Consider the following 12,036-nt stretch of genomic DNA (forward strand, 5'->3'; position numbering starts at 1 on the left):
CGCCCGCCAACGCAACACCACCTACGGCGAAGTCTCCGCCGAACGCATCGCCGTAGGCCGCGAGTTCGACGGCCACCTCCCCGAACTCCTCCCGGTCCTGGAGGCCTAGCGCCGAAAATCAGGCTGGCCCTCGCTGCATACACCGGCCCTCAATACGTACGTCGGTCCCCAATGCCTACGCCGGTACTCGATGCGTTCGCCGGTCCTCAATACGTGCGCCCGTCCGCGATGCGTTGGAGGATTGGCGCCGCCCCGGAGAGGTGCGGTCAGCCTCTCCGGGGGGTCACGCGCCGTCGCCCCTCCGTCGCTGGTTGTCGGCTGTCCGCCATCCGTTCCGCGATACGTTCCTCCGCCCGTTCCGTCATCCATTCCGTCATTCGTTGTCGGGCGGATCGCCGCTGGTACGGCGGTCTGTCCCCATCTTCCGGTAGAGATTTTCTCGGGTATCTATCCGAACCGCCGCCGTCCCTGAAAAGCTGACGCCATGACCTTCTCCATCGTCGCCACGAACGCCGACCGCTCCCAGTTCGGCGTCGCCGTCGCCAGCAAGTTCCTCGCCGCGGGCTCCGTCGTCCCCACTGCCCGCGCCGGCGTCGGTGCCCTGGCCACCCAGGCGTGGGCCAACACGGCCTACAAGCCGGACGGCCTCGCCCTGCTCACCAACGGCGCCAACGCGCAGGAGACGGTGAACACGCTCACCAAGCTCGACGAGAAGCGCGAGCAGCGTCAGCTCGGCGTGGTCGACGCACACGGCGCCTCCGCCACGTACACCGGCGCCGAGTGCAACGACTGGGCCGGGGGAGTGGCGGGCAACGGGTACGCGATCCAGGGCAACATCCTCGAGGGCTCCCGGGTCATAGCCCTGATGGAGGAGGCCTGGCTAGGCTCCGACCCGCGCGAGCCCCTGGCCCGCCGGCTGCTCGCGGCCCTAGCCGCCGGCGACGCGGCGGGCGGCGACAAGCGCGGCAGGCAGAGCGCCGCCCTGTTCGTGGCGGGCGACGAGGGCGGCTACGGCGGTGGCGACGACGTGATCGTGGACCTGCGCGTTGACGACCACGAGGCCCCGATCCCCGAGCTGGCGCGCCTGCTGACGATCCACGAGATGCTCTTCGGCAAGCCGGACCCCAAGGACCTCATGCCGCTCACCGGGGCCCTCGCCGAGGAGGTCAGGTCACTGCTCGGCGCACAGGGCTTCATCGCCGGCGACGTCACGACCACCGAACTCGACCGCGTCCTCGCCGTCTGGGCCGGCGTGGAGAACCTCGAGGAGCGCCTAGTCCCCGGTCAACTGGACCCCGTAGTCCTCGACCACCTCCGCCACCTCAACAAGATCCCGTCCTAGCCCGAGAGCTCGGCGCGCCACCCCACCACATTGCCCCGCCCGCCTCGCCACACTGCCCCGGCGCTCCGCGCGCCGCGCCGCGCCGCCCGCCTCGCCACACACTGCCCCGGCACTCCGCTCGGCGCTCCGCACGATCCGGACGATCTCCCGTGCCAGGAGTCCGTGCGAGCCGGGTACGGCGTCGCGCGGCAGGAAGTCGCGGTCCAGTCCGCCGAGCCGCACGGCGCTCCGCCTCAGATCCGCGCGAGCCGGACGGTGCCCCGTCCGTCCTAGGAGGTCCGCCCAGCCGGTTGGCGTCTTTCCAGAGGGTCTGCCCGACCGGACGGCTGCACGGCGTTCCGCCTCGGCGACTCGCCCCAATCAGAATGGGACTCGCCCCAACTGGACAGCTTCCCGTCCCAGCTGGGCACGTTTCGCCTCGGTGCTCTGACCGCACGGCATTCCGCCTCAGCTATCCAGCTATCCGCGCGAGCCGGACGCTCTCTCGTCCTCGGAGGTCCGCCCGCAGTCCGCGCGCCGACAATCCGTCGCGTCCCCGATCTAGGAGGTCCGTCCGAGCTTCGCATCCAGCTGCTGGTCTCCGCTCGCGTCGGAGATCTTCGTGTCGGGGATGCTCGGGCGGGTGTCGCTTGCTCCGTCCGCCGTCTCGGGTTCGGCTTCCGTATCGATGGCGTGCTCGGCGGCGGCGACGTCGACGTCCGGGATCTCGGGCGTCGGTGCTATCGCCGCTGGAGCATCCTCCAACGCAGCGAGCTGCTTCGCTTCTTCCGCCGCAGACAGCTCGACGCGGGTGGCCGCGCGCTGCGCGGCGGCCTGGGCCTCGGCGGCCTGCGCGGCGTGCGGGGGCGCCGAGCGTTCGAGAAACCGAAGCAGCTCGACGGGGAAGGGCAGGATGACCGTCGAGGACTTCTCCGAGGCCACTTCCACCATCGTCTGCAGCAGGCGCAGTTGGAGCGCAGCCGGGCTGTCCGCCATGACGTCGGCGGCCTGCGCGAGCTTCTTCGAGGCCTGGAGCTCGCCGTCCGCGGTGATGATGCGGGCGCGGCGCTCGCGGTCCGCCTCGGCCTGCCGGGCCATCGTGCGCTTCATCGACTCGGGCAGCGCGACGTCCTTGATCTCCACCCGGTCGATGTGGATCCCCCAGCCCACGGCCGGGGATTCCAGCAGCACCGCGAGGCCCTGGTTCAGCTGCTCCCGATTCGACAGCAGGTCATCCAGCTCTGACTTGCCGATGATCGACCGCAGCGACGTCTGCGCCACCTGGATCATCGCGAAGGTGTAGTCCTGCACCTCGACCAGGGCTCTGACCGGGTCGAGGACGCGGTAGTACACGACGGCGTCCACCCGCACCGTCACGTTGTCCCGGGTGATGCCCTCCTGCGCCGGCACGGGGGCGGTGATGATCTGCGTATTGACACGCACGAGCCGGTCAGAGAACGGTCGCAGTACCGCGATGCCCGCCTCACGGGGCCGCCCCAGCACCCGCCCCCAGCGGAACACCACTCCGCGCTCGAACTGCCGCACGATTCGGAACCGCGGCCGCCCGATCAACCCGCCGAGCACCACAACAGCGATCGCGATATCCACACCAAGCATGGCACTCGCTCCTTCGCGAGACGACCTTGCACCGATCCGATGCGCCGGAGCACACCGGATATCCGAGGTAGCACTCTCAGCGTAACTCTTCGGGGCGCGTGAGGTACATGGCCGTACCCGGCCGATCGCGGCCGGACGAGCTTCCGACCGCGTCCACGTTTCACCAGGTCAACCCGGTAGTGCGGGCCCACCTGCTTTCGAGCGTCCGCTACCGGTACTCGGCGAGGCGGGGGCGGACGGCGAGGCTGATCAGCAGCAGCGTCGCGCCCGCCAGGATCCACGGCCAGTACAGCCACGGGCTGACGTCCGACGACAGCCCGCTCGCCGCCGCCTGGAAGTCCGCGAGCCGCTGCGTGCCGAGCGTTTGGAGGCTCTGGTCGTAGTCGTAGAAGTCGAAGGCGGCGTCACCCCGGGCGGTGCCCGTCTCGATGGTCAGCGCCTTCGCGGTGTCGTTCTGCTGCACCGCCGTCAGGATGGACTGGAAGTCGTCGACAGGGTTGTGGCTCGCGTGCGACCACAGAGCCGTCGCACCGCTTCCGGCCGAGCCGAGTCTCCCCAGGTCCTTGTTGATGAGCGTCTCCCCCGGGCCCAGTTGCGCGTTGCCGAAGGCATCCGGCATCAGCACGCTGCGAACCGCCGTGCCGTCCGCGTCGTAGCTGTCCGCACGCGTGACGACGACCTGCAGATACGCCGCCAGCCGCGATCCGGAGTCGCTCGCGTCCTGCGCCGTCGACCCGAGCCCGGCTGCCGCGCCGATGAGCAGGGCGACGGTCACCACAGTGGCCGCGAACAGCGTCGGATTCAGCGTCCTGCGGAACAGCACGGTGAGCCTGCGCTGCGCCCGCACCAGGACCAGCACCGCGAGCACACCCAGCACGAGCGTGCCGATGAGGCCGACGATCGCCCAGGTATGCGCGCTGTCAGCCGCCTGGGACGCCTCGGCCGCCGTCTCGTCACGCAGTTGCGCCGCCGCGGGCAGCGCGACGTCCTGCATCATCGTCGTGGCGCGGGCGTAGAAGCCGATCGCGGTCGCGAGCGGCTGGCCCGCCGGAGCACCCGGGAACTCGTCCAGGCCGATCGCCGCGTCCGCGATCGAACGGTACTGCGTCACTTCCGAGACGATCGCCGTCGCGCTCGCGCCGTCCGCCGCCAGCGCCTGCAGGTCCGAGTCCACCTGCGCCGTGCGGTCGTTGTACGCGATCAGCGCACTGAGCTGATTCCCGTCGTACGCCCCGGCGCTCGACTGGAAGTCCCCGTCGCCGAGCAGCACCAGCCGCGCCGCCTCCGAGTCCAGGTCCGCGAGCGCGAAGTACAGGTCCCCGGCCTGCGCCGCCGTCCGGGCGCGCGAGTTGACCGTGTCCGCCTGGGACCGCGCCTGGATGAACGAGGCCGCCGTCACCGCGAGCAGGGCGAGCACCGCCGCGATCAGGGCCGCCATGATCAGCCAGAGCCTCGTGGGCGTCGGCCGGGCCGGTCGGGCGCCGGTGCTCGGCGGCTGGAGACCTACGGGAGCGGTCTGAACGACTGTCGCGGTCACCCCCGCACGGTAGTACGGGGTCGTGAACCCCGGGTGACGTAACCGGAAAGAACGCGGAGTCGGCGACGAATGCGGGGGCGGCGTCCCGGCCTCGGTACCATCTACCTAGGCCTGCCACGAGGACGGCCGCGACTCGACCGAGCGAACAGGAGAACCACGGTGTCCGAGATCCGTGTGACCATCGACCGCCTACCCGACCAGCGGGAAGAGCGGACGGTCACGACGGGCACGACCGTGGGCCAGCTCTTCGCCGAGATCTTCGCGGGCGACCGCTCGAACATCGCCGGCCGGCTGCGCGCGGCGGAGGGCGCCGGAGCCCTCATCGACCTCGACCGGCCGCTCGTGGACGGCGACGTCGTCGAGCCTGTCGCGATCGGCTCGGAGGACGGCCGCGCGATCCTGCGGCACTCCACCGCGCACGTCATGGCCCAGGCCGTGCAGGAGGTCTTCCCGGAGGCCAAGCTCGGCATCGGGCCGCCGATCAAGGACGGCTTCTACTACGACTTCCAGGTGGATCGCCCATTCACCCCGGAGGACCTGAAGGCGATCGAGCAGCGCATGCAGGCGATCGTCAAGCAGGGCCAGCGCTTCTCCCGCCGCCCGGTCTCCGACGAGGCCGCGCGCCAGGAGCTGGCCGGGGAGCCGTTCAAGCTCGAGCTGATCGGGCTGAAGGGCGCGGGCACCGAGGTGAGCTCGGATGACGGGGCGAACGTCGAGGTGGGCAGCGGTGAGCTGACCATCTACGACAACCTCGACCCGAGGAGCGGCGAGCTGTGCTGGAAGGACCTGTGCCGCGGCCCGCACCTGCCGACGACCCGGAACATCCCGGCCTTCAAGCTGATGCGCTCGGCCGCCGCCTACTGGCGCGGCAGCGAGAAGAACCCGCAGCTCCAGCGGATCTACGGCACCGCCTGGGAGTCCAGGGACGCGCTCAAGGCACACCTGGAGTTCCTCGCCGAGGCGGAGAAGCGCGACCACCGGAAGCTCGGCGCCGAACTCGACCTGTTCTCCTTCCCGACCGAGATCGGCTCCGGCCTCGCCGTGTTCCACCCCAGGGGCGCGGTCATCCGCAACGAGATGGAGCAGTACTCGCGGCAGCGGCACATCGAGGCCGGCTACGAGTTCGCATACACCCCGCACGCCACGAAGGGCACGCTCTTCGAGGTCTCCGGACACCTGGACTGGTACAAGGACGGCATGTACCCGCCCATGCAGCTCGACGACGGCGTGGACTACTACCTCAAGCCGATGAACTGCCCGATGCACAACCTGATCTTCCGCGCTCGGGGGCGGTCGTACCGGGAGCTTCCGCTGCGGCTGTTCGAGTTCGGCACGGTCTACCGCTACGAGAAGTCGGGTGTGGTGCACGGCCTGACCCGCGCCCGCGGCTTCACGCAGGACGACGCGCACATCTACTGCACCCGCGATCAGATGGCGGACGAGCTCGACAGCCTGCTGACCTTCGTCCTCGACCTGCTGCGCGACTACGGCCTGAACGACTTCTACCTGGAGCTCTCGACTCGGGACCCGGAGAAGTCGGTCGGCACCGACGACGCGTGGGAAGAGGCCACCGAGACGCTCCGGCAGGTGGCGCTCAAGCGCAACCTGGAGCTGGTGGACGACCCGGGCGGCGCCGCCTTCTATGGCCCGAAGATCTCCGTGCAGGCCAAGGACGCCATCGGCCGCAGCTGGCAGATGTCGACGATCCAGCTCGACTTCAACCTGCCGGAGCGCTTCGGCCTCGAGTACAAGGGTCCGGACGGCGCCGACCACCGTCCGGTGATGATCCACCGCGCGCTGTTCGGCTCGATCGAGCGCTTCTTCGCGGTGCTGCTCGAGCACTACGCCGGAGCCTTCCCGGCCTGGCTCGCCCCGGTGCAGGCCACCGCGATCCCGATCACCGACGCGCACGTGCCCTACCTGCGGGACGTGGCCGCGCAACTGCGCGCGCAGGGCATTCGGGTGGAGGTGGACGCCTCGGACGATCGGATGCAGAAGAAGATCCGCAACGCGCAGAAGGCCAAGGTGCCGTTCATGCTCCTCGCCGGCGACGAGGACGTGACCAAGGGCGCGGTCTCCTTCCGCTACCGGGACGGCTCGCAGAAGAACGGCGTACCGGTCGCCGAGGCGGTGGCCGAGATCGTGGAGGCGGTCCGCTCGCGCCGCAACGACTGAGCAGATCGATCGATCGTGGCTCCCGGCGCCCGCAAGGGCGTCGGGAGCCCTGTTGTTGCGACGGAACAACGTCCGCGCGAGGCGGGTTGTACGCCATGCCCGGAAGGACCCGGACCTGCGCGAGGCCTGAGGAGCAGCAACGTGAGCGACGTCGAGAGCTGGCGGAAGTGGCGTACCCGGCGGGACACGCGGCTTCGCGACCCGCACGGAACGCTCGCGCTGACCGGCACCCACTGGCTGGATGAGGAGCCCGCTCCGATCGTCGAGGGTCAGCCGGTGCTGTGGAGCGCTGGTCCGGAGGCCAAGACGGTCACACTGACTGCCAAGGCCGAGCACGGGCTCGTCCTCAACGGCGAGCCGATCGACGGCACCGTGACCCTTCGCACCGACACCGACGAGCACCCCGACACCGTCACCGCGCCCGACTACGACATCCTGCTCGTGCCCATCGAGCGGGACGGCAGTGCCGCTTTGCGCGTCTACGACCCGAAGGCGGCCACGCTCCAGGCTTTCGACGGCATCGAGGCCTTCGACTTCGACCCGGTCTGGATAGTCCCGGCCAGGTTCACGCCTTTCGCCGGGCCGCACGTGGAGAAGGTGCTGAACGCGGACGGCGTCGTGCGGGGCCTTGGCCTCGACGGCACTGTCGAATTCGAACTCGAGGACGGCAGACACACTCTGCAGGCGGCGTTGACGACCGGCGGCCGCTTGTGGATCGTCTTCGCCGACCCGACGACGGCCGAGGCGAAGCCCTTCTTCCGCTTTCTGACCACCCCGGCGCCTGCTGAAGACGGCACGGTCACGCTCGACTTCAACCGGGCATATCTGGCGCCTTGCGCCTTTACCGATCACTACGTGTGCCCCCTGCCGCCGAAGGGCAATACCTTCGAGTCGCCGATCCGGGCCGGAGAACTGGCCGTCAAAACCCGCTGACGGGAGCGTCGCCCGGTCACGCATGGGCCGGCTCCTTCCGCCGCGCGGACGCCAGAGGTAGCAGCGAGACGCCGGCCGACAGCACGGCCTCAGGCCGGTTCCGCAGCACGCCGCGAAGCTGCCGGAGGACCCCCTCGGCGTCCTGTACGAGTTGCTCCGAGGTCACTCGGACGACCGCGAAACCCAACGTCGTCAGCGTGCTGACCTCCACCGGATGCGGGTCCACGGTGACCGCCACCGCGCGCGTCGGCCACACCGCCACGGCCCGGGCCACGCGCCGCTGGCCCAGATAGATCGCCACGTCCTGCATCTCGCCGAACGGCCCGGATGTGCCGAGCTTCCTCAGGAATCCGTGCGATGCCGAGATGCGCGCATGCGTCCGGCACTTCCGGAGTTCCGTACGGATCGCGGCCGAATACTTGCGCGAGGCCTTGCCGAGCTCGTATTCGAGCTCTGCCAGTTGCACCCCGCCGTCCTCCATCGCCGCCGTCACAATGGCGTCGATCGATTCCGGTTGCTCATCCTCGACCGCCGCCAGGCAGCCGTCCACCACGCTCCTCGCCGGCGGAGCGACCCGCAGCAAGCCGATTCTCGTCGCCTCCGGTACCCGGGCGGTCCGGATGATGCGCAGATGCGCCACGCTCTGCCGCCTCGTCCCGTGTGGGACGAGGGTGTCGAGCCGATGCCGGGCGAGGCGGTGCTCGCCCACCACACCGAATCCGGCCGTGTCGCCGATCCGGTCGCTGGGGATTCGAATTCCGTGCACGGCCAGTGCGGCCTGCCCGGTGAGCACGGAGTACTCCCCGGCGTACAGCTGCGCGGCGACGAGCCACTGCAGCCGACTCGGCGGTCCGCCCTGCAGCGCGTACACGCCGGGCACCAGGCGCTGCCAGAGCCCGCGCTGCACGCGTCTTCGCAGCGTCTCGTGCGGCAAGCCGCCGGCTTTCGCCTGCGCCGCCGTGAGGACGCCGTACTGACTGTCGATCAGAGTGCTGAGTGCGGGGTTTTCATACCCGGTGTGCTTCGCCATGACTTCAGCGTCGCCGCGATCCCGGCTCTACTCCAGCGAATCGGCGAATTTCACCTGGCAGACGCCATAATCATACTGGCCGTCCGGTACGAATATTGGGCCGGCGGATTGACGAATGCGGCCGGACGCGGGCTCTTGTTCAGCGTCCCCAGCGCTCAAGCACCGAGGTGAACTCCTCGACGAAATCGCGCGGTCCGAGCCCCAGCGCGACCTTGCCCTGACTCCCGCGCGCGCGCTCGGTCAGCTGCGGTGGCAGGCTCGTCCCGTCTGTGTGCTCGGCACGCAGGAAGACCGTCTGGCCGGTCGTCAGCGGGCTGCCGCACTCCACGAACACGGTGCCCTCGGCCGTGTCGAGAAAGCTCGAATCCAGCGCCGCGCCGACCGCGAGCGGATCGTGCAGGGGTACCGATTCGGCCCGGTGGAAGTGGTTGTACGAGCCGAAATAGAACTTCAGCAGTCTGACGGTGAATTCCAGCGGCTCCCCGGCCGCCTCGAGCCGCGCCAGGTGGTCGAGCGTGAACCGGGCCCGGTGCGAGGCGTCCAGGCCGACCATCGTGAAGTCGACACCGCTGGCCACGACCAGGTCGGCGGCCTCCGGGTCGTGCCAGATGTTGAACTCCGCGGTGGGGGTGACGTTGCCCGGCTCGCTCACCGCGCCGCCCATGAACACCAGGCGGATCCGCTCGGCGAACGATGGGTCAGCTATCAGCGCCGCCGCGATGTTCGTCAGCGGACCGGTGGCCACCACCGTCAGTTCGCCCGCGTACGTCCGGGACAGCCGCAGCAGCGCGTCCACCGCGCCCTCGGACTGCTCCGGCACACCCGCGTCGTCCGCGAGCTCCTCGCCGAGGCCGGTCTTGCCGTGGAAGTCGAACGCGGACGCGGCCTCGATCCGCCGACTCAGCCGTCCGCCGACGCCGCGGTAGACCGGAATCTCCCCGGCGACGCCGAAGGTCTTGACCAGGGCCCGCGCGTTGCGGTAAGTGTGCTCGACCGGAGCGTTGCCGCCGACGGCGGTGACCGCCTTGAGGTCGTAGCGGCCGGTGCCCAGGGCGTACTGCAGGGCGACGGCGTCGTCGAGCCCCGGATCGCAGTCCAGCACGATCGGACCGGTCACGGCCCACCTCCTCGTGGCGCTTCGCCGCAGGGCGAAGGGCTACCGCCGCGCGTCGCACCGGTCACCCTGTTGTGTGGAAATCGTTATCCGACGGTCCCATCTCCCGTCCGCCGCGTCAAATACGCCCGTCGAGCGAGACAACTCCTTGTCCATACTGCGACAATCAGTTCATACCAGGCGGACGAGGAGAGAACGATTACCGGGTTTGGTGCGAAGATGGACGGCCGGGACGGTACGAGGCCGGCCCGAGGAGAACGGACCGCACACGTGAGCAAGGGCAAGGACGCCAGGCCCGCCACCCTGCGCGAGGTGGCGGAGGCGGTGGGCTGCTCGGTCGCCACCGTCTCCCGGGTGCTCGCCGGGGACCGGCCGGTCGGCCCCGACCTGGCGCGCCGGGTGCAGCAGGCCGCGCGCGAACTCGGCTACCTGCCGAACCAGGTGGCCCGTGCGCTGCGCAGCCGCAGCACCGCGACCGTCGGCCTGGTCCTGCCGCAGATCACCAACCCCTTCTTCCCCTCGCTGATGCGCGAGGTCGAGCACGCCCTGCACGAGCAGGGCCGCGCGCTGCTGCTCGCGGACAGCGCGGACAACCCGGAGCTCGAGGCCGAGCGCGTGGAACTGCTGATCGCCCGCCAGGTTGACGGCCTGATCGTGGCCCCGGTGGACCAGGAACGCTCGATGGCGACGCTCGCCAAAGCTGCCTCGCGCGTGCCGGTGGTGCTGCTCGACCGCAGCGTGGACGAGGTCCAAGCGGACGCCGTCACCGTGGACAACGCCGCCGGTGTGCGGCTGCTGCTCGAACACCTCAAGGCCCTGGGCCACAGCCGCTTCTGGTTTCTCGGTGCGGCCGGGGACGCGTCGGCCGCCGTGGAGCGCCGCGCCGCCTTCCAGGACTGGGCCGTGCGGCACGCCGCATTCTGGCGCGTCGAGCTCGGTGACTTCTCCGTCGAATTCGGGCAGCACGCCGCGGGCCGAGCGGTGACCGCGCCCGCCGCGCACCGGCCCGACGCGCTGGTCTGCGCCAACGACCTGATCGCTGCCGGAGCGCTGCAGCGGCTGCGCGAGCTCGGCGTCTCCGTGCCCGGCGAACTCGCGGTCACCGGCTTCGATGACATCGATCTGGCCTCGCTGACCTCGCCCTGCCTGACCACCGTGCGTCAGCCCAACCGGGAGTTGGCCGCGGAGGCCGCGCGGATGCTCGCGGCCCGGATCCAGCAGCGGGAGGCGGCGGCCCGGGCCGTTCGACTCACCCCGACGCTGGTGGTCCGCGGCTCGACCGTGGTGCCGGCGCAGGAGAGCAAGCAAGGATCGAACAGGCTGTGATCGTCGTGGCGTCGGCGCACCTGGAGAGCTCGGAGGGATCGAAGCTGTGATCGCGGTAGTCGGAAGCCTCAACCTCGACCTGGTCGTGCCGGTCCCGCGGCACCCGGTGCCCGGCCAGACCGTGCTCGGCGGCGACCTGGCCCAGCACTGCGGTGGCAAGGGCGGCAACCAGGCCGTGGCCGCGGCCCGGCTCGGCAGGCCGGTCGCCATGGTCGGCCGGGTCGGCGCGGACGAGGCCGGAACCGTGCTGGTCGAGGCCCTGAACGCGGAGGGTGTGGACACCGCGCACGTGCTGCGCACCGACGGAACGCCCAGCGGCCGGGCCCTGATCGCGGTCGATCCGGCCGCGGAGAACACGATCATCGTCAGCCCCGGAGCCAACGCGCGGCTGTCCCCGGCCGACTGCGAGGCGGCGAAGGACGTGCTGGCGAGCGCGAAGGTGACGGTGCTTCAGCAGGAGGTCCCGCACCCCGCGAACGACGCCGCGGCCCGGCTGGCGGGCGGGATCGTGCTGGTCAACCCGGCCCCGGTGCGCACGGGGGAGAACCCGCTGCCGTCCCGCGCCGACGTGCTGCTGCCCAATCGCTCCGAGCTCGCCGCGCTGCTCGGCCTGGCCCCGGACGCGCTGACCCACCTCGACGACGTCGCCCGCGCCGCCCGTTCGCTGACCGGTGCCGCGGCCGTGCTGGTGACGCTCGGCAGTGAAGGCGCGCTGCTCGTCGAGGGCGGCGTCGGCACGCTGATTTCGCCGTTCCGGGTGGACGCGGTGGACACGACGGCCGCGGGCGACTGCTTCTGCGGAGCGCTGGCCTGCGCTCTGGCCGACGGCGAGACGCTGGAGAAGGCGGCCCGCTTCGCCGCCGCCGCCGCCGCGTTGAGCACGACCCGGCCCGGCGCCCAGCCCTCGCTGCCGACGCGGGACGAGGTCGAGGTCTTTCTCGCGGCGGTCTGACACCGCTGCGGCCGGATGGCTAGGCTTGGCG

The 12,036-nt window shown here is 70.5% G+C and carries 9 protein-coding genes; 5 read left to right on the forward strand and 4 right to left on the reverse strand.

The window, feature by feature from the left end; all coding sequences use genetic code 11:
• Positions 1–484: 484 nt before the first annotated feature.
• Positions 485–1,342 carry a DUF1028 domain-containing protein gene (locus VG296_RS03400; RefSeq protein ID WP_325562929.1) on the forward strand — a complete coding sequence of 286 codons (858 nt, stop codon included), beginning with the start codon at positions 485–487 and terminating at the stop codon, positions 1,340–1,342.
• Between the two features lie 540 nt (positions 1,343–1,882).
• Here the strand turns inward: VG296_RS03400 and VG296_RS03405 are convergent.
• Together VG296_RS03405 and VG296_RS03410 are read right to left on the reverse strand one after the other, a co-directional pair.
• Entirely contained in the window at positions 1,883–2,938 is a 1,056-nt protein-coding gene (locus VG296_RS03405; RefSeq protein ID WP_325562931.1) for a slipin family protein, read from the reverse strand.
• Positions 2,939–3,146: 208 nt separating this feature from the next.
• Positions 3,147–4,475: a hypothetical protein gene (locus VG296_RS03410; protein WP_325562932.1), complete on the reverse strand. Its 1,329-nt coding sequence runs from the start codon at positions 4,473–4,475 to the stop codon at positions 3,147–3,149.
• Positions 4,476–4,634: 159 nt separating this feature from the next.
• Between VG296_RS03410 and thrS the strand changes: the two genes are divergently transcribed.
• Both thrS and VG296_RS03420 read left to right on the forward strand, forming a co-directional pair.
• Positions 4,635–6,650, forward strand: a complete 2,016-nt coding sequence (gene thrS, locus VG296_RS03415) for a threonine--tRNA ligase (RefSeq protein WP_325562934.1) — start codon at positions 4,635–4,637, stop codon at positions 6,648–6,650.
• Between the two features lie 141 nt (positions 6,651–6,791).
• Entirely contained in the window at positions 6,792–7,583 is a 792-nt protein-coding gene (locus VG296_RS03420; protein WP_325562936.1) for a DUF1684 domain-containing protein, read from the forward strand.
• Between the two features lie 16 nt (positions 7,584–7,599).
• Here the strand turns inward: VG296_RS03420 and VG296_RS03425 are convergent, their stop codons facing one another.
• Positions 7,600–8,613 carry a type IV toxin-antitoxin system AbiEi family antitoxin domain-containing protein gene (locus VG296_RS03425; protein WP_325562938.1) on the reverse strand — a complete coding sequence of 338 codons (1,014 nt, stop codon included), beginning with the start codon at positions 8,611–8,613 and terminating at the stop codon, positions 7,600–7,602.
• 139 nt (positions 8,614–8,752) lie between these two features.
• Positions 8,753–9,730, reverse strand: coding sequence for a nucleoside hydrolase (locus VG296_RS03430; RefSeq protein WP_325562940.1), 978 nt, complete (start codon positions 9,728–9,730; stop codon positions 8,753–8,755).
• Positions 9,731–9,997: 267 nt separating this feature from the next.
• On the opposite strand from VG296_RS03430, the gene VG296_RS03435 reads away from it, so the two are divergent.
• Together VG296_RS03435 and rbsK are read left to right on the forward strand one after the other, a co-directional pair.
• Positions 9,998–11,053, forward strand: a complete 1,056-nt coding sequence (locus tag VG296_RS03435) for a LacI family DNA-binding transcriptional regulator (RefSeq protein WP_325562942.1) — start codon at positions 9,998–10,000, stop codon at positions 11,051–11,053.
• A gap of 46 nt (positions 11,054–11,099) precedes the next feature.
• Complete coding sequence (gene rbsK / locus VG296_RS03440) at positions 11,100–12,005, forward strand: ribokinase (RefSeq protein WP_325562944.1); 906 nt, start codon at positions 11,100–11,102, stop codon at positions 12,003–12,005.
• Positions 12,006–12,036: the final 31 nt, after the last annotated feature.

It is taken from the genome of Actinospica sp. (genome assembly GCF_035552695.1).
Classification (GTDB): domain Bacteria; phylum Actinomycetota; class Actinomycetes; order Streptomycetales; family Catenulisporaceae; genus Actinospica.